At 31.6% G+C, this 21,935-nt stretch carries 25 protein-coding genes; 4 read left to right on the plus strand and 21 right to left on the minus strand.

The window, feature by feature from the left end:
• Positions 1 to 151: 151 nt before the first annotated feature.
• The 6 genes from PNO30_RS01685 to rpsB all read right to left on the minus strand — a co-directional run bounded on the left by PNO30_RS01685 (position 152) and on the right by rpsB (position 3,710).
• Positions 152 to 397 (minus strand): YneF family protein, encoded by a 246-nt coding sequence (locus PNO30_RS01685; protein ID WP_003146143.1) that lies wholly within the window; start codon positions 395 to 397, stop codon positions 152 to 154.
• Positions 398 to 399: 2 nt separating this feature from the next.
• Positions 400 to 609, minus strand: a complete 210-nt coding sequence (locus PNO30_RS01690; protein ID WP_271986922.1) for a DUF896 domain-containing protein — start codon at positions 607 to 609, stop codon at positions 400 to 402.
• A 4-nt stretch (positions 610 to 613) separates the two neighbouring features.
• Entirely contained in the window at positions 614 to 1,171 is a 558-nt protein-coding gene (gene frr, locus PNO30_RS01695; RefSeq protein WP_271966343.1) for a ribosome recycling factor, read from the minus strand.
• Between the two features lie 24 nt (positions 1,172 to 1,195).
• Positions 1,196 to 1,909, minus strand: coding sequence for a UMP kinase (pyrH, locus tag PNO30_RS01700; protein WP_271986923.1), 714 nt, complete (start codon positions 1,907 to 1,909; stop codon positions 1,196 to 1,198).
• A 119-nt stretch (positions 1,910 to 2,028) separates the two neighbouring features.
• On the minus strand, positions 2,029 to 2,916 hold the full coding sequence (tsf, locus tag PNO30_RS01705; RefSeq protein ID WP_271986924.1) for a translation elongation factor Ts: 888 nt from the start codon (positions 2,914 to 2,916) through the stop codon (positions 2,029 to 2,031).
• A 56-nt stretch (positions 2,917 to 2,972) separates the two neighbouring features.
• On the minus strand, positions 2,973 to 3,710 hold the full coding sequence (gene rpsB, locus PNO30_RS01710; protein WP_271966346.1) for a 30S ribosomal protein S2: 738 nt from the start codon (positions 3,708 to 3,710) through the stop codon (positions 2,973 to 2,975).
• A 354-nt stretch (positions 3,711 to 4,064) separates the two neighbouring features.
• Here rpsB and PNO30_RS01715 point away from each other — a divergent pair, with 354 nt between their 5' ends.
• The 3 genes from PNO30_RS01715 to PNO30_RS01725 all read left to right on the plus strand — a co-directional run bounded on the left by PNO30_RS01715 (position 4,065) and on the right by PNO30_RS01725 (position 6,739).
• Entirely contained in the window at positions 4,065 to 5,108 is a 1,044-nt protein-coding gene (locus PNO30_RS01715) for a metal ABC transporter solute-binding protein, Zn/Mn family (RefSeq protein ID WP_271986926.1), read from the plus strand.
• Positions 5,109 to 5,241: 133 nt separating this feature from the next.
• Positions 5,242 to 5,952, plus strand: a complete 711-nt coding sequence (locus PNO30_RS01720) for a metal ABC transporter ATP-binding protein (protein ID WP_271986927.1) — start codon at positions 5,242 to 5,244, stop codon at positions 5,950 to 5,952.
• Positions 5,945 to 6,739, plus strand: a complete 795-nt coding sequence (locus PNO30_RS01725) for a metal ABC transporter permease (protein WP_271986928.1) — start codon at positions 5,945 to 5,947, stop codon at positions 6,737 to 6,739. Before PNO30_RS01720 ends, PNO30_RS01725 begins: the two co-directional genes overlap by 8 nt.
• A 122-nt stretch (positions 6,740 to 6,861) precedes the next feature.
• Here the strand turns inward: PNO30_RS01725 and PNO30_RS01730 are convergent, their stop codons facing one another.
• Positions 6,862 to 8,556, minus strand: a complete 1,695-nt coding sequence (locus tag PNO30_RS01730) for a septation ring formation regulator EzrA (RefSeq protein ID WP_271986929.1) — start codon at positions 8,554 to 8,556, stop codon at positions 6,862 to 6,864.
• A 304-nt stretch (positions 8,557 to 8,860) separates the two neighbouring features.
• On the opposite strand from PNO30_RS01730, the gene PNO30_RS01735 reads away from it, so the two are divergent.
• Positions 8,861 to 9,328, plus strand: a complete 468-nt coding sequence (locus PNO30_RS01735) for a GAF domain-containing protein (protein WP_271986930.1) — start codon at positions 8,861 to 8,863, stop codon at positions 9,326 to 9,328.
• A gap of 50 nt (positions 9,329 to 9,378) precedes the next feature.
• Here the strand turns inward: PNO30_RS01735 and PNO30_RS01740 are convergent, their stop codons facing one another.
• The 14 genes from PNO30_RS01740 to pheT form a co-directional block, all read right to left on the minus strand.
• Entirely contained in the window at positions 9,379 to 10,977 is a 1,599-nt protein-coding gene (locus PNO30_RS01740) for an ABC-F family ATP-binding cassette domain-containing protein (protein WP_271986931.1), read from the minus strand.
• Between the two features lie 187 nt (positions 10,978 to 11,164).
• On the minus strand, positions 11,165 to 11,524 hold the full coding sequence (gene rbfA, locus PNO30_RS01745; RefSeq protein ID WP_048801943.1) for a 30S ribosome-binding factor RbfA: 360 nt from the start codon (positions 11,522 to 11,524) through the stop codon (positions 11,165 to 11,167).
• 12 nt (positions 11,525 to 11,536) lie between these two features.
• Entirely contained in the window at positions 11,537 to 13,591 is a 2,055-nt protein-coding gene (gene infB, locus PNO30_RS01750; protein ID WP_271986932.1) for a translation initiation factor IF-2, read from the minus strand.
• Complete coding sequence (locus PNO30_RS01755) at positions 13,591 to 13,902, minus strand: L7Ae/L30e/S12e/Gadd45 family ribosomal protein (protein ID WP_204643429.1); 312 nt, start codon at positions 13,900 to 13,902, stop codon at positions 13,591 to 13,593. The genes infB and PNO30_RS01755 overlap by 1 nt, the downstream gene beginning before the upstream one ends.
• Positions 13,902 to 14,189, minus strand: a complete 288-nt coding sequence (gene rnpM, locus PNO30_RS01760) for an RNase P modulator RnpM (protein ID WP_048801940.1) — start codon at positions 14,187 to 14,189, stop codon at positions 13,902 to 13,904. Before rnpM ends, PNO30_RS01755 begins: the two co-directional genes overlap by 1 nt.
• 13 nt (positions 14,190 to 14,202) lie before the next feature.
• Positions 14,203 to 15,234, minus strand: coding sequence for a transcription termination factor NusA (gene nusA / locus PNO30_RS01765; RefSeq protein ID WP_271966355.1), 1,032 nt, complete (start codon positions 15,232 to 15,234; stop codon positions 14,203 to 14,205).
• 20 nt (positions 15,235 to 15,254) lie between these two features.
• Positions 15,255 to 15,719: a ribosome maturation factor RimP gene (rimP, locus tag PNO30_RS01770; protein ID WP_271986934.1), complete on the minus strand. Its 465-nt coding sequence runs from the start codon at positions 15,717 to 15,719 to the stop codon at positions 15,255 to 15,257.
• A 133-nt stretch (positions 15,720 to 15,852) separates the two neighbouring features.
• Complete coding sequence (locus PNO30_RS01775; protein WP_271986935.1) at positions 15,853 to 16,236, minus strand: VOC family protein; 384 nt, start codon at positions 16,234 to 16,236, stop codon at positions 15,853 to 15,855.
• Positions 16,237 to 16,261: 25 nt separating this feature from the next.
• A complete protein-coding gene (locus PNO30_RS01780) occupies positions 16,262 to 17,119 on the minus strand; it encodes a DegV family protein (RefSeq protein WP_204643419.1) in 858 nt (285 codons plus the stop codon).
• 37 nt (positions 17,120 to 17,156) lie between these two features.
• A complete protein-coding gene (nusG, locus tag PNO30_RS01785; RefSeq protein WP_003144927.1) occupies positions 17,157 to 17,702 on the minus strand; it encodes a transcription termination/antitermination protein NusG in 546 nt (181 codons plus the stop codon).
• An 11-nt stretch (positions 17,703 to 17,713) separates the two neighbouring features.
• Complete coding sequence (gene secE, locus PNO30_RS01790) at positions 17,714 to 17,887, minus strand: preprotein translocase subunit SecE (protein ID WP_271986936.1); 174 nt, start codon at positions 17,885 to 17,887, stop codon at positions 17,714 to 17,716.
• Between the two features lie 184 nt (positions 17,888 to 18,071).
• Entirely contained in the window at positions 18,072 to 18,923 is an 852-nt protein-coding gene (locus PNO30_RS01795) for a bifunctional 5,10-methylenetetrahydrofolate dehydrogenase/5,10-methenyltetrahydrofolate cyclohydrolase (protein WP_271986937.1), read from the minus strand.
• Positions 18,907 to 19,530: a glycerol-3-phosphate 1-O-acyltransferase PlsY gene (plsY, locus tag PNO30_RS01800; protein ID WP_271986938.1), complete on the minus strand. Its 624-nt coding sequence runs from the start codon at positions 19,528 to 19,530 to the stop codon at positions 18,907 to 18,909. The genes PNO30_RS01795 and plsY overlap by 17 nt, the downstream gene beginning before the upstream one ends.
• A 7-nt stretch (positions 19,531 to 19,537) precedes the next feature.
• Positions 19,538 to 21,931: a phenylalanine--tRNA ligase subunit beta gene (gene pheT / locus PNO30_RS01805; protein ID WP_271986939.1), complete on the minus strand. Its 2,394-nt coding sequence runs from the start codon at positions 21,929 to 21,931 to the stop codon at positions 19,538 to 19,540.
• Positions 21,932 to 21,935: the final 4 nt, after the last annotated feature.

Consider the following 21,935-nt stretch of genomic DNA (forward strand, 5'->3'; position numbering starts at 1 on the left):
TCAAGCTGTTCTCGCTAAAAAGAAAGAAATAAGATTAAAACGAAAAAATAGGAAAAAAGCTATACTACTTAATATAGCATAGCTTTCTCCTAATTTTCAAAATCAACCGAATTTGACAAAGAACCTTTTTTTACACATCTGTTTAATTTTATTATTTTTTCATTTGTTTTTGAGCTTGTTTTTGAGCTTTTTGCATGTTGCTCATAACTTGGTTAATTTTTTTACGAGATGGTTTTTGTCCCATTTGACTCATCATACTCATAACCATATCTTCGTTGATTTGAGGATTTTTTTCCATGTAGTTCATGAAATTACGTCTTGCTAGGAAGAACCCTCCTACTACACCAGCAAGTAAACAAATTGCTCCAACTAAAATTGTAACTGCAGTTGCACTCATTGTTAATTTCCTTTCTTCTTAGGAGTTATATCTTCTCCGTTTTCATTAATTACTTTTGTATTATCTAATATGTTTCGCATATTAGCTTTAAAATTTTGTAAATATAGTTGTCTATATTTAGCTAGTTCTTCTGATTCCTCAGCTGTTAATTCACGCTCTTTTTTTGTAGCGTTTAATGTATTAATTTTATCAATAATTTCTTTCATTTCCATAATATTATACGCTCATTAACTCATCTTGTTTTTCTTTAGTAACTTTATCGATTTCAGCGACAAATTTATCTGTTACTTTTTGAATATCATCAGAATATCCTTTTAGATCATCTTCAGTAATTTGAGATGATTTTTCTAATTTTTTCATTGAATCCATAGCATCACGACGCACGTTACGTACTGCAACTTTAGCACCTTCTGATTCTTTACCTACTAATTTAGCAAGTTCTTTACGACGTTCTTCAGTTAATGCTGGGAATACAATACGAATAACTGTACCATCATTAGCTGGATTTAATCCTAAATCAGATGCTTGAATAGCTTTTTCGATATCTCCTAATAAAGTTTTTTCATATGGAGAAATAACAAGCATTTTTGGTTCTGGTACAGAAACACCTGCTACTTGGTTAATCGGAGTTGGTACACCATAGTAATCAACTGTTAATCTATCTAAAACAGCTGCACTAGCTTTACCAGCTCTAATTGATGCTAATTCACGACGTAAACTAGCGATGGCTTTTTCCATTCTTTCGTTTAAATTATTCATTATTTGTTCAGGCATAATTGTAAACTCCTAATATAAATTTTATTCAATAATTGTTCCTAAATTAGAATCAGAAACAACTTTAACAATGTTATCTGCTTCATCTATTGAAAAGACAATAATTGGCAGGTGGTTATCCATACAGAATGTAATAGCTGTAGAATCCATAATTGTTAACCCTTTGTTCATAATATCCATGTATGATAACTTATCATATTTTGTTGCTGTACTATCAAGTTTAGGATCAGCAGAGTAAACACCATCTACTCCATTTTTACCCATTAAGATAGCCTCTGCACCTATTTCTTTTGCACGTAAAGCTGCTGTTGTATCTGTAGAGAAGTATGGATTACCTATACCAGCTGCAAAGATAGCAACACGTCTTTTTTCTAGGTGTCTGATTGCACGTCTTCTGATGTAAGGCTCAGCCATTGCTTTCATTTCAACTGATGTTAACACACGTGTATCAACACCTTTTTGCTCTAATGAATCTTGTAGTGCTAATGAGTTCATAACTGTAGCCAACATTCCCATTGAGTCAGCTGTAGCACGTTCCATCCCTAGTTCTTCACCTGTTTTACCACGCCAGATATTTCCACCACCAACAACGATAGCGACTTCTACCCCTTGTTTTACTACTTCAACGATTTGAGAAGTTATTTTATTAACAACTTCAGAATCTATTCCAAATCCTTTTCCACCTGCTAGTGCTTCACCACTAAGTTTATATAAAACTCTTTTATATTTAGTAGCCATTTTTATCCTCCTAATATATTACAGACATTATTGTTTCTACTATGTCAACTTTTTAAAAAAGCACACACAAGAAGTGTGTGCTTAACCTCTTTTAATAGTATATATTAAATAGAGAATTATTATTTGCTAGCGTTAACTTGGCTCATTACTTCTTCAGCAAAGTTATCTTCTTTTTTCTCGATACCTTCACCAACTTCGTAACGTACGAATTTAGCAAGTTTTCCACCTTTTGATGCTACGAATTTTTCAACAGTGAAACTATCGTCTTTAACGAATTTTTGTTTAACAACTGTGATTTCTTCTAAGAATTTGTTAATTCTACCAACGATCATTTTTTCAACGATGTTAGCAGGTTTTCCTTCGTTTAATGCTTGCTCAGTTAATACTTTTTTCTCGTGCTCAAGTACATCAGCTGGTACTTCGCTTTCGTCTAAGTATTTAGGAGCTAAAGCAGCGATGTGCATTGCAACATCTTTAGCTGCTTCTTCATCTGTGCTTCCTTCAACAAGAGTAAGAACACCGATTCTTCCTCCCATGTGAGAGTATGCACCAAATGCATCAGCATCTGTTTTAGAAACAACTTCAAATCTTCTTAATGAAAGTTTTTCACCGATTGTAGCGATTCCTTCATTAATTACTGCTTCAACAGTTCCACCTTGAGCTTCAACTTGAAGAGCTTCTTCTAAAGTTTTTGGTTCAGCTGCTAAGATAGCTTCTGCAACATTTTTTACTAAAGCAACGAATTTTTCGTTTTTAGCAACGAAGTCAGTTTCTGAGTTAATTTCTAAGATAACAGCTTTGTTACCTTTAACTTCGATGTAAGCAAGACCTTCTGCAGCGATTCTATCAGCTTTTTTAGCTGCTTTAGCGATACCATTTTCTCTTAGGTAGTCGATTGCTGCTTCGATATCTCCATCAGTTTGAGTTAGTGCTTTTTTACAGTCCATCATACCAGCACCAGTACGTTCTCTTAATTCTTTTACCAAACTAGCTGTAATTTGTGCCATTTTGATTTGCCTCCGTTATTTTATTTTTATATTTTTTATTATTTATTATCTTTAGATTATTCTTCTGTTGCTTCTACTTCTTCTACGAAAGCTTCTTCAGTTTCTTCGATGTTTCCTTCATTGTAAGCTACAAAAGCGTCTGCCATTTTAGCTGTTAATAATTTAACCGCACGGATAGCGTCATCGTTTGCAGGGATTACGTAATCAACGTCATCTGGATCACAGTTTGTATCTACGATACCCACTACAGGAATTCCTAATTTTTTAGCTTCAGCAATAGCGTTGTGCTCTTTCTTAGGATCTACTACGAAGATTGCATCTGGCATACCTTTCATTTCACGAATTCCACCTAGGAATTTGTTTAATTTATCGTATTCTTTTCTTAATTCGATAACTTCTTTTTTAGGTAATACTTCGAATACTCCATCAGCTTCCATTTTTTCAATTTCAGCGATTCTGTCAATACGTCCTTTAATAGTTTTGTAGTTAGTTAAAGTTCCACCTAACCAACGGTGATTGATGTAGTATTGACCACTTCTTTCAGCTTCTTCTTTAATAGCATCTTGTGCTTGTTTTTTAGTACCTACGAATAACATTTTTCCGCCTTGATCAGCAACTGATTTTACGAATTCGTATGCTTCGTCAACTTTCTTAACTGTTTTTTGTAAGTCGATAATGTAGATACCGTTTCTTTCTGTGAAGATGTATTTGTCCATTTTAGGGTTCCATCTTCTTGTTTGGTGACCGAAGTGTACACCAGCTTCTAATAATTGTTTCATTGAAATAACTGCCATAGTTATTTTCCTCCTTGGTTTTTTCCTCCGACACTCTCTAAGCTTACTGCAAACATAAATGCACCGAGCAGCTACTCAAATGTCGTGTGTTATATTTTTGTTGGTTTTTACTCAACTTTATTAATTATATAGCATAAACAACCAAAAATCAAGTATTTTATTAGACTTTTTACTTATTAATACGATATTCAAAGTAGAGGATATCTAGTTAATAATTTTTATACTTTTATATAGTAAGAAAATATTATTTCATTCTTAATCAAAATAATTTCGTTTAATATCTTGATTTTTTCATTAAGTAGTATTATAATCTATTAGAACGTAATAATTACGAATAACGGAGGAATATTACAAATGAATAAATTTTTTAAACTAATTTCAATTGTTGCTGCATTCGCACTACTTTTAGTCGGATGTTCAAGCAAAACGAATTCTGGAGCTTCAAACTCTGGAAGTAAAACTAAAATTGTTACTTCAGTTAACTTTTATGCAGAAGTAGCTAAGAGTATTGCAGGAGATAAAGCAGAAGTTTCATCTATTATTACTTCAACTTCAGTTGATCCTCATGATTTCGAACCAACAGCTCAAGATGCTAAAGCTGTAGCCGATGCTAACATTGCTATTTTAAACGGTGGTGGTTATGATTCATGGTTTGAAAAACTTACTGCAAATAGTAAAGACATTAAAAAAATTGATGGCGCTAAACTACTAGGACTTAAAGATGGAGATAATGAACACATTTGGTATAATCCTGAAGTAATGAGTAAAGTTGCTGACGAACTTACTAAAGTATTATCAGAAAAAGATTCTTCTAATAAAGATTTCTACGAAAAAAATAGAGATAACTATAAAAAGGAACTTTCTAAAATTACTGATAAAATTAATTCATTAAAAGAAAAAGCAAATGGAAAATCAGTATTAACAACTGAACCTGTTTTTGAATATGCGGTAGATGCATTAGGATTCAAAACTAGTGAACAAGTTAAAAAATTAGCTCAAGCTACTGAAGAAGGTAACGATCCTGCTCCACAAGACTTAAAAGCTATCCAAGAGCAAATTAAATCTAAACAAATTTCATTAATCATAAACAACGTTCAAACTACAAATAAAACTATCGAAGGCTTAATTAGCTTAGCTGAACAAAATAAAGTACCAGTACTTAATGTAACTGAAACACAACCTGATGGTAAAACATACATTGAATGGATGTTAGATCAATATAATAAACTAGAAGAAATCCTAAATGGTGGTTCTGGTGAAAAAGCTTATCATGTTGAAGGTGCTGATGAAGGACACTCTCACGACCACGGTCACGAAGGTCATTCTCATGAAGGACACTCTCATGGAGATAAAGACAAAGATCATGACGACGATCACGAAAAAGAACATAAACATTAATAAGAAGATTAAAAATTAGTCTTCACATATTATAAATATGTAGTATAATATAAAGAAGAGATTCTAAATCGTATCTCTTCTTTTTTATATTCAAAATATAACAAATAAAAATTTAAATAATTTAGGAGATTTTATGACTGAACTTAATATAAAAAATCTCACTTATTCAATAGGAGATAAAACAATTTTAGACAACATTTCTTTTTCTGTATCTTCAGGAGATGTTGTCGCTGTTGTTGGGAAAAACGGTGTTGGTAAAACAACATTACTAAACAATATACTTGAAAAATTAAATAAAACTAATGAGATTACTCTTGTAGGAGAAAACCCAACTCTTGGTTATGTCCCTCAGTTTAGACAAATTGATGAAGAACTTCCTTTATCAGCTAAAGACTTTGTATCATTACCAATTCAAAAAGGATTTCTTCCATGGCTTAGTAAAAAAGAAAAAGAAAGTATTAAAAATGCTTTATCTTTAACAAATTCTATTAAACTAGAAAATAAATCTATAGGTACTCTTTCAGGTGGTGAAAAACAACGTGTTTTCTTGGCTCAAGCACTAGTAAATAAACCTAACTTATTACTTCTTGATGAGTTCACATCTAACCTAGACAAAACTAGTGAAGTGGAATGTATGACTTTGGTTAAAGATATTACAAAAAAAGAAAACATTATTACTCTTTGTATAACTCACGAGCTTTCACTTTTAGATGAGAAATATGTTGATAAAATACTATACCTAGAAAAAGGTTGCTTCAAATTTATCAGTATAGCGGACTATAACAAAGAGAAGAATACACTAAAACTTTGTAAACACTATGTAGGAGATAACAACCATGTTTAATTATGATTTTATGCAAAATGCCTTTATAGCTGGTACAATCGTTGCAATAATGGCAGGATATATAGGTGTGTTTGTGATGGCTAGAAATATGTCATTTATCTCTCATACTCTATCACATGTTGGTTTCGCAGGAGCGGCTTTTGCTGTTTTCTTAGGAATAAATCCAATATACGGATTACTAATCTTTACTATTACAATGTCATATCTTGTTGGTCATCTTAGCGTTAAAGCATTTAGACGAGAAGCTACAGTAAGTGTTATGTTAGGAATCTTTCTTGGACTAGGACTACTGTTCCTATCTTTAACACCGAAGAGCACTAGTTATGTTAATAATATTCTTTTCGGTAGTGTTGTTTCAATTACAAGAGATGATGTTAAATTAATTTTCACACTCGCATTAGCCGTAATTTTATTACTTTCTATTTTCTATAGAAAAATTAAATTTGATTCGTTTGATGCGATTGGAGCAAAAGCTTTAGGACTTAACGGAAAATTTATTTCAATATTTTTCTTAGTTCTATTATCTGTTGCTACTAGTATCACAGTACCAGTAGTAGGAGCATTATTAATGTTCGTACTATTAACGGTACCTGCTAGTGCAGCTAGGTATCTTACTAACAAAGTTGGACTAATGATTGTTATATCAGTTTCATTTGCTCTAATTGGAACATGGGCCGGGATTACACTTTCTTACTATACTTCCCTACCTACTACATTCTTCATTGCAACAATAGAAGCAATCTTCTACTTTGCTAGTTTAGGATATTATAATCTAAAAAGAAAATAATATAAAATCAACCACTGTTACTATCACATTTTATAGTCACAGTGGTTATTAATTATACATTTTTAAAAGTTTTATAACCTAAAAAATGCCCTGGTTTTATTTCTAAAACTAGGGCTTCTTCTCTATCTAGGTTTTACTGAATTTCTAATTCTTTCGTATGCACCTGGTTCAACTTTATCTAGAGAATTTCTAATAATTTCTAGAGTTTTGTTGTAACGATACTCTCTATAATATTGTTCAGCAACTGTTAATTGTTGGTGGAATTCAACATTATCTTTTCTGTATCTATTTGCATAACGAATTAGTTTTTCGATTAACTCGATATCAGTAAGAATGTTATTAACTTCTGATGCATAGATATCAAGTGATTCTTCAGCTTCAGCAACTGCACGTTTTAATAAATCGATATTAATAGGTTCTTTTTTAAGCTCCTCTAATGCATATCTATAACTGTCAGTTACATCTTTATATAAAACGATAAATCTATCACTAAATCCTGGAACACGTGAATTATCTAATTTACGTTTAATAACTTCTTTTTCTTGATTGATGAAGATAAGTTTTTCACGAGCGTGACCTTCTTCTTCACGAAGACTTGTTAGATATCTAGAGTAGTTCGTTTGATCTTCTTCGATTTTTTCTAATCCTTGACCTAGTAATTCTACTTTTTCTTTTAAGTCTTTGTAGTTTAATTTTGGTTGATTATTAATATATACATCGATATCATGTTTAACATCAAGTAAATCACTAAGTTCATCATAATAGTTAGCGACCATTTCTTCATCTTTTTGATAGATTTGGTATCTATTTTTGATTTCTTGAATATTGTTATATAAAGCTTCATTTAGTTTATCTTGTAATTCAAGTTTATTAGTAATTTCTCTATAATTTTCCTCAATATATTTTTTATAATCAAGTTCTTTTTTTAGATCATTAGAAACTTCATCGATAACATCATAAATACCATCAAGAATGTTTTCTATTAAATCTATATCACCAGATTTAACTTTTTCACGTGCATCGCTAAGTTGCCATACACTACTTTCAATTTTACTTGAAATTTCTAGGTGATTAAGTTTAAATCCTTTTTTCTCCATTTCCTCAACTTTTAGTCTTAATGACTGAATTTGAGCTGGACAAGTTTTTTCAATCTCTTTTAACAAATCAGGTAAAACTTCCATTCTTTCTTTAAGATCATCTATTAATACTTTAACAGAATTAATTTTTTCTTGAGCTTCAAGGTATTTACCAGTTGATGTTAAGAGTTTGAAATCATCAAGCTGTGGTGCAATTTCTTTGATACTTTGTTCAAATTGTTCTGCTGCAGCCCCGTATTGATGACGTTTAGCTAATAGTTCTCTATTAAGCTCTTTGTACTCAACTACGATTTCTTCATATAGTTCTCTATTTCTAGGTTCAACTTCTGTCAATTCTTTAATTTCTCTTCTAATTCCAGCAATTCTATCTTTGATATTAGCAATTAATTCACCACTATTCATAATTACTTCATCAGCACGTTTGAAATTAAATTTATCAATATAAGTTTCTGCACTATAAAGATCTCTGTCAAGTTCTTCAATATCGATGCTTTGAATTTCGTACCATTCGCTTTCCCATTGAGAATAAAGTTTTTCAGCTTTACCAGCAATTTCTAGCGCTTTTACTTTTTTCAAATCATCAGATAGTGTTTCTCTCTCTAGCTCATCTTTCATAACTAAAAGAGGGTATAAATCTTGTTTCTTCCTATTTCTGAAGACGAATAGTGCTACTACTCCTCCAAGAACAAGGATACACACAAATAAAAATATATATGTCATATATCTTCCCCCTGAATGTTTTATTTAATTGTTTACGTTTATTAATACAATAACCTAACAAAATTATACCATTTTTATCACAAAAAACAAAGTGTTTCAGTAATTTTTTTAAATTTTTTTCAATTTTTCTTATTAAGAAAATTATTAAATACTTTTAGCATATTTTAAACATCTACTATTTTCCTTTAATAATCTTCATTTTTAAACAATATAAAAATTTTTATTATAGGTATACTATTCTTATCACTTTATTTTTTTTACCTATTATGCGAAAATATAATAAAGTCTTTAAAAGAGGTGTATTATGAATATAGTAGAAAATAAACAATTATTTATCGATCAAGCGACAGCATTAGTTTATGGAGAAGAAAATCTAGTAACTAATCTATCAAATCTATCAGCATTATATAAAGAATACTTACCTAATACTAACTGGGTTGGCTTTTACCTACTAGATGAAAAAAATAACAACTTAGTTTTAGGACCATTCCAAGGCAAGGTAGCATGTACTCGCATACCATTTAACAAAGGAGTTTGTGGACACTGCTTCACTACTCGCGAAACTATTTATGTCGAAGATGTTCACAAGTTTCCTGGACATATTGCTTGCGATAGTGCAACAAATAGTGAACTAGTTGTGCCTATTATTCAAAATAATAAAGTAGTAGCATTACTAGATATTGATTCAATTGAGTTCAATAGATTCTCTAAAGAAGAAGTAGAAGCTTTTTCTGAAGTTACAAAACAAGTTTTTGAGAAAATTAATTTTTAAGATTAATATCAAAGGAGATATACCAAAGCAGTATATCTCCTTATTTTTTATTAGTCTATTATACCTTTGAATCTTAGGTAGTTTTCGTAGTCCATCTCTTTGTTAATTGCACCTTCAGGTGTTAATTCAATTACTCTATTCGCAATTGTTTGAATAAACTCATAGTCATGAGATGTAAAGAACACAGAACCTTTGAAAGCAATAATACCTTCATTGACAGCTGTAATAGATTCTAAGTCAAGGTGGTTTGTAGGTTCATCTAACAGAATAACATTAGCTTTCGATAACATCATCTTAGATAACATACAACGCATTTTTTCTCCCCCTGATAATACATGTGCACGTTTAAGTGCTTCTTCACCAGAGAATAACATTCTTCCTAAGAATGAACGTAAGTATGCTTCACTTTCCTCTTCAGGAGAAGCATATTGACGAAGCCATTCTACTAATGAAAGTTTTAATCCTTCAAAGTATTCAGAGTTATCTTTTGGCATATAACTTCTAGAAGTTGTAATACCCCATTTAACAGTACCACTATCTGGTTCCATTTCACCAGCAAGAATTTTTAGTAATGTAGTTTTAGCTACTTCATCCCCAAGTAAGATAACTTTATCATTAGGGTTCACAGTGAAACTTACATTACTTAACACTTCTTTACCTTCTATAGTTTTACTTACACCTTCAACGATAAGTAAGTCATTTCCGATTTCGCGATCTGGTGTAAAACGAACATATGGATAACGACGGCTACTTGGTTTAATATCATCAAGAGTAATTTTATCAAGCATTTTCTTTCTACTTGTTGCTTGTTTAGATTTAGAAGCATTCGCAGAGAAACGCGCGATGAATTCTTGTAATTCTTTAATTTTTTCTTCTTTTTTCTTGTTGTTATCTTCTGCCATTCTTCTAGCAAGTTGGCTAGATTGATACCAGAAGTCATAGTTACCAACGTAAAGTTGGATTTTACCAAAGTCTAAGTCACAAATGTGAGTACAGATATTATTTAAGAAGTGACGGTCGTGGCTGACTACGATAACAGTGTTCTCAAAGTTAATTAAGAACTCTTCTAACCATTTAATTGCACTAATATCAAGACCGTTGGTAGGCTCATCCAGTAGAAGTACATCTGGATTACCGAATAATGCTTGTGCTAAAAGAACTTTAACCTTAATAGCATTATCAAGCTCACCCATAAGCATATCATGGAACTCTACAGAAATACCTAATCCTTCAAGAAGTTGTGCTGCATCACTTTCTGCAGTCCATCCATCCATTTCAGCGAATTCACCTTCAAGTTCAGCTGCAATGATTCCATCTTCTTCTGTGAATGGATCTTTCATGTAAATTTCATTTTTACGGTTCATAACATCCCAAAGACGTTCATGTCCCATCATTACAACATCGATAACTCTATTTTCTTCATATGCGAAGTGGTTTTGACGAAGTACAGCAAGACGCTCACCTTTTCCTAAAGAAACGTGCCCTTGTTGTGAATCAATTTCACCAGATAATAATTTTAAAAATGTTGTTTTACCTGCTCCATTTGCTCCGATTAACCCGTAGCAGTTACCATTTGTAAATTTTATATTTACGTCTTCAAATAATTTTCTATCTGCAAAACGTAAACCTAAATTTGTTACTTGTAACATTCTTTTCTCCTTTAAATTCTATTTTGCTAAATACCTTGAATACGAATATATTATTCAAAGTTTTTTCACTTAATATAGTTGAAAATTATAAATACTCATATTCATAACCAATCAACTATACTGGGGCGACCCAGTAAATATAATTCTTATAAACTATATTTAACGAGTCGCTCCTTTATACTAATTATTATTCTTCGTCTTTTTCCTTTTTACTAACACTAGCTATTAAGCTTTCAATGTGTAACGCATATTCAGCTGTAGTGTCATATTGGAAAATTAGTTCTGGAAATTTTCTAATTTTAATTTTTTTAGCAACTTCACTTTTTACGAAACCTTTAATTTTTTTAAACGCTTCTTTTGTTTTTTCTTTTTCACGTTCTCCACCTAGTACAGTGTAGAAAACTTTTGCTTGAGAATAATCTCCTGTTAAAGCAACTTCTGTTACAGTAACAAATCCTAAATCATGATTCTTAACTTTTGTAGCTAAGACATAAGTAATTTCTTTTTTAATTTGTTCTGCAAGTCTGTTAACTCTTAGTTCTGACATAAAGTTTGCCTCCTATTTCTTAACTTCTTCCATGATGTATACTTCGAAGACATCTCCTTCTTTAATATCATTGAAGTTTTCAACAGTCATACCACATTCATAACCACTTTGTACTTCTTTAACATCATCTTTAAATCTTCTTAATGTATCAATTTCACCTTCGTAAATTACTACACTATCACGAATTACACGTACTTTACCATCACGTGATACTTTACCTTCAGTTACATAAGCACCAGCAATTGTACCAATTTTTGATACTTTGTATACTTGGCGTACTTCTGCAAGTCCGATAACTTTTTCTACGAATTCTGGATCTAATAATCCTGTCATCGCAGCTTCAATTTCTTCAATAACTTTGTAGATAATGCTGTGTAGACGAATATCTACTTGCTCAGTTTGAGCCATTTGTTTAGCATTATTATCGGGACGTACGTTGAATCCAATAACAACAGCGTTTGATGCTACTGCTAATGTAATGTCAGATTCATTAATCGCACCAACACCTGTGTGGATGATACGCACGTTAACACCTTCAACATCAATCTTAGCTAATGACATTGCTAATGCTTCAACAGAACCTTGTACGTCTGCTTTAATGATAATGTTAAGGTCTTTCATTTCCCCTTGTTTCATTTGCTCGAATAATGTATCTAAAGATACAGCTGAGTTAGCTTGACGAGTAGTTTCAATATATTGTTGTTGACGTTTTTCACCGATTTGACGAGCTGTTTTTTCATCACCAAATACAACGAAACGATCTCCTGCATTAGGAACATCTTGTAAACCAGTAATCTCTACAGGAGTAGATGGTTTAGCAGTTTGGATATTTTTGCTACGGTCATTAATCATAGCACGAACACGTCCAAATGTATTACCAACAACAAGTGGATCTCCAACATTTAGGCTACCATTTTGTACTAGTAATGTAGCTACCGCTCCACGACCTTTATCAAGTTTCGCTTCGATAACTGTACCTAAAGCTAAACGATTTGGATTAGCTTTTAATTCTTGCATTTCAGTTACTAATAAGATATTTTCTAATAATTCATCAATACCTTCACCTTTAAGAGCTGATATTGGTACGAAGATTGTATCTCCACCCCACTCTTCTGAGATTAGTCCGTATTCTACTAATTCATTCATAACTCTATCTGGGTTGGCTTGAGGTTTATCCATTTTGTTTACCGCAACAATAATAGGTACATCAGCTGCTTTAGCGTGGTTAATAGCTTCAATAGTTTGAGGCATTACACCATCATCAGCTGCTACTACTAAGATAGTTACGTCCGTAATTTTAGCTCCACGTGCACGCATTGTTGTGAAGGCTGCGTGACCTGGTGTATCTAAGAAAGTAATCTTCTTATCTTTAGCACGTACTTGATAAGCCCCAATGTGTTGTGTGATACCACCTGCTTCACCAGCTGTAACACGTGAATTTCTGATAGTATCTAGTAATGTTGTTTTACCGTGGTCAACGTGTCCCATAATTGTAACGATCGGAGCTCGTTCTTTAAGATCTTTATCTGCATCTTCAACTTCGAAGTAAAGATCTAAGTCTTCCTTATTAATCTCAACTTCTTCTTGGATTTCTTTACCATAATCCATAGCGATTAACTCGATTTGCTCTAAAGTAAGAGACTGGTTAATATTCGCCATAATTTTTAGTTCCATAAATAATTTTTTAATAAGTTCAGTAGAACCTACATTTAGAACTTCAGATAGTTCCCCAACAGTCATTCCATCTTTAACTAAAATAGTATCTTCTGAGATAGTTTCTTCAGATGGTGCTTCGATAATAGCTGGTTGTTGTTTTTGAGATTTTTTAACTTTCTCTTTTTTTATTTTTTTCTTCTTATTCTTTTTACCTTCATTATTTGAAGATTGTTCATTTTCTGTAGTTTCTTCTTGTTTTTTGAAAACACTATCTAGCTTATCTAACCCCTCTTCTGTTAACATTGACATGTGATTAGATACTTCAATATTAGCATCTTTTAAAACTGCAATAAGGTCTTTTGATTGTTTTCCTACTTCTTTAGCGTACTCATAAATTCTGACTTTTTTCATTACTGTTTTCCTCCTTCTTCTAATAATTGTTTGAATTTTTTTATAAATCCATCATCAGTTATTCCAACAGCTACACGATTATCTCTTCCAATCGCTATGCTTATATTTTCAATCGTTGAAAATTCGATACATTGAACATTGTAGAAATTAGCCTTGTCTGTTAATTTCTTTTTAGTATTCACACCGCAATCTTCAGCAATAACTAACAATTTGATTTTATTATTTTTTAAATTTTTTGTGATTAAATCTTCACCTGTAATAAGTTTACCTGCTCTTTGCATTAAACCTAATAAATTATATGCTTTTATCATTATTTTTGTGGAATTGACTTTCTATAAATTAATCTAATTACTTCGTTATAGATAGGTTCCATAACTTCTGGTGATGCAGAGAAAAATTTCTCTAACTGTTTCTTTTCTTGTGCAGCTTTAATAACTTCTAAATCTGAAACTACATATGCACCACGACCTGCTTGTTTACCTGTAGGGTCAACAGAGATTTCTCCTTCTTTATTTTTAACGATTCGTAATAAATCTTTCTTCGGAAACATCTCATTTGTTAAAATACATTTTCTTGTTGGTATTTTTCTTTTCTTCACAGTCAACACCTCACTATTCAGCAGCTTTTATATCGATTTTCCAACCAGTTAATTTAGCAGCAAGTCGAACGTTTTGACCTTTTTTACCAATTGCTAGAGATAATTGATCATCTTTTACTTTAACATTAGCAATCTTCTCTTCTTCGTCAATATTGATCTCTTCTACTTTCGCAGGAGCTAAAGCATTAGTAATGAATTTAACTGGATCAGCATCCCAAGTAATAATATCAATTTTTTCACCGTTTAGTTCTTCAACGATACGGTTAACACGATCACCTTTATTACCTACACATGCTCCTACAGGATCGATATTTTTATCTTCAGCATAAACAGCTAATTTAGTTCTTTCTCCTGCTTCACGAGATACACTCTTAATCTCTACTGTTCCACTATAAATTTCAGGAACTTCAATCTCGAACAATCTTCTGATGAATTCAGGATGTGATCTAGAAGCTAAAACATGTGGTTTGCTTCCGCGACTTGGGTTATCAACTTTAGCGATGTAAACTTTAATAGGAGTTTGAGGAATGTATGTTTCACCTTTAACTCTTTCATTTTCACCTAAAATAGCTTCAATTTTCCCAAGTTTAACATAAACATATCTTGAGTCGATTCTATCTACAGTCCCTGATAAAATCTCACCTTCATGTTCAATATATTCTTTATATAAAATTTCTTTTTCAGCTTCACGAAGTCTTTGTAATAAAGCTTGTTTAGCAGCTTGTGCACCAACACGACCAAAATCACTTGGTAAATCAACTACTTCGTAAATATCACCAACTTCATATGCAGGATTAATTTTTAATGCATCTTCAAGTGCAAACTCAATTCTATCATCGTAAACTTCTTCAACAACATCTTTTCTTATAATAAATTTATAATCACCTGTTGCTCTGTTGAAATCTACTCTTACATTTTTTGCAGCATTGAAATTCTTTTTATAAGCTGACAATAAAGCTAACTCAATAGCTTCTACTAGAATATCTTCTGCAATTCCTTTTTCTTGTTCAATTAATTTAATAGCTTTAAGCAAATCCTTGCTCATCTTTCTTTCTCCTTTAATAATTAAAATTTAACAGCTAATCTAATTTTAGCGATTTTACTATAGTTAATCGTTGATTTTTTTACTCTTGCTTTATCTTTATATTCAATAGTAATTTCTTCACCCTCAACACCTAGTATATCGCCATAAAACTCTTTTTGATTATCAACTTTTTCATATGTTTTAATATAAACGTGTTTACCTACAGAATTAGTTACTTCTTCAAGATTTCTAAGATCTCTTTCAATACCTGGTGAAGAAACTTCTAGATAATATTTATCACTGATAAAATCTTCTTTATCTAGCTCTTCTGCTAACTTCTCACTTAATAATACACAATCATCAAGTGATAGGCCACCATCTTTATCGAAGTAAATACGTAAGAAGTACTCAGTTCCTTCTTTTACGTATTCAACATCATAAAGAGAAAATTCCGTATTTTCTGTTTGTTTTGTTGCTATAGTTTTAACTTTTTCTACAATACTCATACAGCATACCTCTTTCTTAGTTTTTATTGCAATATAAAAGAGCGGAGAACCTTTCAAAATTCACCACCCTTTCGGTAATTTATTTCAATGTAAATACATTATATCATATGATTTTAAAAAAATCAAATGATAACTACATCTTAGTACGAATCACTTCAATTTTGTATCCATCTGGATCTTTAATGAAGTAGTAGCTTGGCGGGAATCCTGGAAGACCTTTAAGATCTGTTACATCGTATCCAGCCGCCTTGTGTTTTTCGTATAATGCTTCTAAGTCTTCAACAGAGATAGCAATGTGACCATATCCATCCCCTAGTTCATATGCACCGTGATCATAGTTATAAGTTAATTCTAACTCATAATTTGATCCAGGTAATGTTAGATATACTAACGTGAACTTGTATTCAGGAAAGTCTCTTTCACGACTTACTTCAAAGTCAAATGCTTCAGTATAAAATTTAACTGATTCTTTTAAATCTGCTACACGGTAGCAAGTATGCGCCATAGTTTGAACCATTTTTTTCACCTCTTAAAATTTTTTATTATAAAATTGTCCATCCAATTGCAACTGCTCCTAATCCAAGGTGTGTAGAGATAACTGGACTTATTCCATCTATATCTACAGTTACATTCGAATAATTTTCTTCGACATATTTTTTAATTTCTTCAGCTTTGTCTAATGCATCAACGTGCAGAACACACACAGTGATGTGTTCTCCTTCATGTTGTTTATAATATTCATCAAATAATTCATACATTCTTGATACAACTTTTTTATATGTACGAATTTTTTGGAAAGGTACTATCACCTTATCATCAAAATGTAGTAATGGTTTTACTTGAAGTAAACTTCCTACTACTGCTTGAGCTCCACTTAAACGACCACTACGTTGAAGGTGAGATAAATCATCTGCCATAAAATATGCGTCAGATACTTTTTTCATTTCGTTTAAAGCTGAAATGATTTCACTAGAAGTTTTACCTTCTTTAATTAGTTTTGCTGCCTTAATAGCATAATATCCTTCTGGTCTACAAGAAACTTCAGAATCGAAAGGATGTACGTTTAATCCATCAATCATTAATCCAGCTACAGAATATGATGAATATGTTCCGCTTATTCCACTTGATAGTGCAATAGCAATTACATCAGTATACCCTTCTTCTTTTAATTTTTCTAAGCAAGCTACAACTTCCCCAATCGCTGGTTGTGATGTTGTAGGGAAGCTATTGTTAGGATCTTTTAAGTATTCATGATATTTATCAAGTGGCATATCAATAACTTCTTTATATGAATTATTATCAATAATAAGATTTAAATAAACAGTACGAATATCCAGTTCTTTTTTCAAATCTTCTGATAAATATGCAGTTGAATCCATAATTATTGCAATCTTTTCCACATTCTATCCGACTACCTTAAAGATAGCTTTTCCTTTCTTAGAATTTTTCGATATTATAAAGTTCAAGCTCAACCTTAGTCTCTCTACCCATAAGTTCAATCATAACGTCAGCTTTATAATTATGAAGATCTAAGTTTACAACTTTTCCTTCCATGTCTACGAATGGTCCAGAGATTACGCGAACATAATCACCAACCTCAATATCAATATCAACAACATTTGATAATCCCATTTGTTGTAAAATAAAGTTGATTTCTTCTGGTAATAATGGACTAGGTTTTGAACCTCCACCATGAGATCCAACAAATCCAGTTACACCAGGAGTATTTCTAACAACAAACCAAGAATCATCAGTCATTACTAATTCAACAAGTACATAACCTGGGAATGTTTTTCTATTTACTTCTTTTTTCTTTCCAGTTGGAGTTAAGATAGTTTCTTTTTCTTCTGGAACAACGATTCTAAAAATCTTATCTTCCATTCCAAGAGACTCAACTCTTTTTTCAATATTATCTTTAACTTTGTTTTCATAACCAGAATAAGTATGAATTACATACCATTCTTTACTTACTGTATCACTCATAATAACCTCTCTTATCTACTAAAATGTCTAATTCCAGCAGTTATTCCTAAATCTACTACGTAGCTAAATAACATTAATATTCCAACTACTACAATAACAATCAATGTTTTTCTAACAAGTTCATTAAAAGTTGGCCAACTTACTTTACGCATTTCAGCAGCAACATTTTTTAAAAATCTTATCATCTAATTACAAACCTCCCACATAAATTTCTTTACTATTCTACATTTTATAAATTATAACATAGTATAATATATAAGTCTATATATCTATAAAAACAATGCATTCTTGTTCAATATATTATTGTATCATTATTTCATAAACATTTCAATTAAATATAATCTCAAAAAGTACTATATATTGTTGAAATTATCTAGCTAGTAAATCGTAAGCGGCAGTTAATGTATTTCTCATTAACATTGTGATTGTTAAAGGCCCTACCCCTCCTGGAACAGGAGAAATATAAGCAACCTTATCAATAAATTCATCTAGATTTACATCTCCAACTAACTTACCATCTTTATAGTTATTTCCTACATCGATAATAGTACATGTTGGTTTTACTTTTTCTTTTCCACTTAAGAAATGTGCAGCTCCAACACAGCTAACAATAATGTCAGCTTGTTCGATTAAAGATTCTAAATCTTTAGTTCTAGAGTGAGCTGTTATTACAGTTGCATTATTTTGTAAAAGTAAAGTTGAAATTGGTTTACCAACAATATTACTTCTACCTATTACTAATGCAAGTTTCCCAGAGATTTCTTCTCCAGTTGATTTAATCATCTCTAAAATCCCGAGTGGAGTACATGGAATAAGTTTAGCTTCTCCAATTACTAATTTACCTACATTAATTGGATGAAATCCATCAACATCTTTATCCGGACTTACAGCATTTAATACTTTTTCAGCATCAATATGTTTTGGTAATGGTAATTGAACTAAAATTCCATGAACTTTTTTATCTTTATTTAATTTTTCAATTTCAGTTAATAAATCATCAGTAGAAATTTCCTCAGGTAATTCTATTTTTATTGAATTAATATTATTTTCAATACAAGCTTTATGTTTAGAATTAACATAACTTCTTGACGCTTTATTATCTCCGACTAACACAACCGCAAGTGTTGGTTCAACACCTTTTTCTCTTAAAGCAGTTGCTTCGTCTTTAATCTCTCCTCGCAATTTCTTTGCAAGTTCAGTCCCACTAATGATTTTTGTCATTCTTTGTTCCCCTTTTTATTTTTAATTTCGATTGATTTTCTGTCCCGTTTAATAATCTTTTTATATTCTTTTTATGCATATAAATTACAAATACACACATAACCATCATAACCCATTTATCAATACCAACTTCAAAAAAGCCAAGATATCCGATAGCTGTCAAACTGATTAGAATACTTCCTAATGAAACATAACCAGTTAAAAATAGTGTTGAAAAGAATATAGCTAATAATAATAAACTTAACATTGGATAAAGGAAGATAAACACTCCTGATCCTGTAGCTACCGCTTTTCCACCTTTGAAGTTTGCAAAGATAGGAAACACATGCCCTATCATTGCAAAAGCTCCAAATATTGATAGATAATCAACTCTACCAAGCAGCAAAGTTGGAAGAAATGTTGCTATTATCCCCTTAGAAACATCACAGATAAACACTGTTACTCCAGCTTTCTTACCAAGACATCTGAATGTATTTGTCGTTCCTAAGTTTCCACTTCCTAATGTTCTAATATCAGTATTATAAAATACTTTTCCTACGATTAATGCAAATGGTATAGAACCAATTACATATGCTAAAATACAAAATAATATTATTTGTGTAATCATAGACTACCTACCTAATAATTGCTCCGTACGCTGTAAGTGCAGCAAGTACTTTTTCATGAACCGCTGTTACTTCTTCATCTGTTAAAGTTTTTTGTTTATCGCTATAAGTAATAGTTAGAGCCAATGATTTTTTACCTGCTAATAATTCAGCACCAGCATATAAATCGAATAGTTCTACATTAGTAATAAGCTTACTATTTACAGATTCGATTACATTATAAATATTTTGATATTCGTCTTTAACATCAACTAACATAGCTATATCACGTGTAATTTCAGGATATTTCGTTACTTCTTCATATTTAGGTTTAACTTTACTTTCTGAAATCACTTCATCTAAATTAATTTCAAATACATAAGTAGTATTTAGACCAAGTTTATCAGCAACTTGTGGATGAACCTCTCCGATGAAACCAATACGTTTTTCTCCTAAGTATACTTCAGCAAAACGTCCTGGGTGCATTCCTTCAAGAGTAGATTTTTTGTATGTAACTTTTTCTTCTAATCCTAAACGTTCAAATACAACTTCTAGGTATCCTTTAGCTGCGAAGAAATCTAGAGTACTGCTTTCTTTAAGCCATTTAGTTACTCTTTCTTCCCCAGTTAATGCAGCACTTAAATATAATGTTTCTTTAGGTTGAATATTGTCATCACCACTTCCGAAAAATACGCGACCAATTTCTAATAATTTAAGGTCTTTTTGTTTTCTAGCTACGTTATATTGAACTGTATTTAATAATCCTGGAATCAAACTTTGACGTAATGTCGAGTGAGTTTCAGTCATAGGCATTAATAACCTAACTTTATGGTGATCTTCTAAAGTATACCCCGTAGCTTCTTCTTCAGATACTAATGAATAGTTGATAGTATCATTAAATCCTAAGCTAGCATATAGCCCTCGTAGATCACGTACCATTCTTTGAGAATAAGTTAATCCACCTTTAGTAGTTTTAGAGAATTTCGGTAATGTTGATGCTAAATTATCGTATCCATAAATTCTAATAACTTCTTCTACTAAATCTTGTTTAATAGAGATATCAGGTCTTCTTGTCGGTATTTTAACAACTAAGTTTTCTCCTGTTACTTCTACTGTAAAGCTCAATCCTTCAAGAATTGCTACTATTTCTTCAGTTGATAATGTAATTCCCAGATAGTTGTTAATATAAGAAGTTGAAATTTCTACAACTTTCTCTTCTTCTTTATTTACTACTCCAACAGAACTTTCAACTACAGCATTCGGACATAATTCTAAAATTAATTCTACTGCACGAGCAAGTGCTGCTTTTTGCATATTAGGATCAATTCCTTTTTCAAATCTTGCAGAAGAATCACTTCTTAATCCGTGTGCTGCAGAAGTACGACGTACTGATGTAGGATTGAAATATGCAGATTCTAAAATAATGTTTTTAGTTTTTTCACTCACTTCTGAATTTTTACCACCCATTACTCCACCAAGAGCAATCGCACGAGTTCCATCAGTAATTACTAAATCAGTTGTTTGTAATTTTCTTTCTTCTCCATCAAGAGTTTCAAGAACCTCACCTTCTTTAGCATCACGAACTACAATTTTATCTCCTACTAAATCTTTATCAAAAGCATGCATTGGTTGACCAAACTCTAAAAGTACGTAGTTTGTAATATCCACAATATTATTAATTGGACGGATTCCAGAATTCATAAGTCTTGTTTGTAGCCATAATGGAGAATCTTTAACTTCTACATTTTTAACAACTTGACCTACATAGTTTCTACAAGAATCACTTTCAATAGCAACTTGTAATGAAGTTGCTTCATAGTTTTCTTCTTTTTCAACATCTTTAAAATCAACTTTATTATTATATAAAGCACCTAATTCATAAGTAAGACCACGCATACTAAGTGCATCAGCTCTGTTTGGAGTAATTGAAAGATCTAAGATGTAATCATTTAATCCTAACAATTCAACAACATCAGAACCAAGCTCTTGTTCAGTTTCAAAAACGTAGATACCTTCTTGATAATTTTTAGGTACTACGCTCTTAGTTAATCCTAATTCACCTAATGAACAAATCATACCTTGTGATTCTACACCACGAAGTTTAGCTTTTTTAATTTTAATTCCTGGTAATTTTGCTCCAACTTTAGCAACAATTACATATTGTCCAGCATCAACATTTGGCGCACCACAAACAATTTGTAAGTTTTCTTCTTCACCAACGTTTACTTGACATACATTTAATTTTTCAGCATCTGGATGTTTTTCTTTAGACTCAACATAACCAACTACTACGCCAGAAATTTCTTCTGCTAAATACTCAACACCTTCTACTTCAATACCACCACGAGTGATTTTTTCAGCTAATTCATTAGCATTATCTTCAATATTTGTATATTGTTTTAACCAATTATAACTTACTAACATTACT

Origin of the sequence: Gemella haemolysans, from assembly GCF_028308085.1 — a bacterium.
Classification (GTDB): Bacteria; Bacillota; Bacilli; order Staphylococcales; family Gemellaceae; genus Gemella; species Gemella haemolysans_D.